This is a genomic window from Paracoccus haeundaensis, from assembly GCF_006239215.1.
Taxonomy (GTDB): Bacteria; Pseudomonadota; Alphaproteobacteria; order Rhodobacterales; family Rhodobacteraceae; genus Paracoccus; species Paracoccus marcusii.
Window position 1 is genome coordinate 1 of sequence record NZ_VDDC01000120.1, and the last position, 584, is coordinate 584.

General features: G+C 62.7%; 1 protein-coding gene and 1 pseudogene. Both read left to right on the top strand.

The features are described from left to right. Positions 1-92 (top strand): annotated as a pseudogene (locus FHD67_RS20265) (IS5/IS1182 family transposase); the annotation flags it as partial. A 113-nt stretch (positions 93-205) separates the two neighbouring features. After that, a partial coding sequence (locus FHD67_RS20270) for an IS110 family transposase (RefSeq protein ID WP_139599868.1) occupies positions 206-584 on the top strand: 379 nt, incomplete at its 3' end.

Genomic DNA, 584 nt, shown 5'->3' on the forward strand with positions numbered 1-584 from the left:
ACTGGCGACGGGTCGCTACACGCTACGACCGATGCCCGAAGGTATTCCTATCCGCCGTCGCCCTCGCAGCAACCGTCATGTTCTGGCTATGAAACGAGAACGAGATGCCGTAACGGGGCCTGCGCTGCGACCTGCCCGTTACCGTTGTCAAACCGAGGGCAATCTGGCGCCATTCCCGTATTGGATCCATCGGGAGGACTGCGGGATGAAGCTGTTTGTCGGACTGGACGTGTCGCTGGAGAAGACCGCGATCTGCGTCATCAGCGAGCATGGGAAGATCGTGAGGGAGGCGCAGGCGGCCAGCGAGCCGGAAGCGCTGGCGCGCTGGATTGAGAACCTGGATGGCACCATCGCCGTCGTCGGTCTCGAAGCCGGTCCGCTGTCGCAATGGCTGCATCGTGGCATGACCGAGGCGGGCCTGAGTGTAGTGCTGATGGAGACCCGTCAGGTGAAGGGTGCTCTGAAGGCGATGCCGATCAAGACGGACCGACGGGATGCCGAGGGCATTGCGCGCCTGCTTCATCTTGGCTGGTTCCGGCCCGTTCATTGCAAATCCGTCTCGGCACAGGAGGTGCACGCTCTGC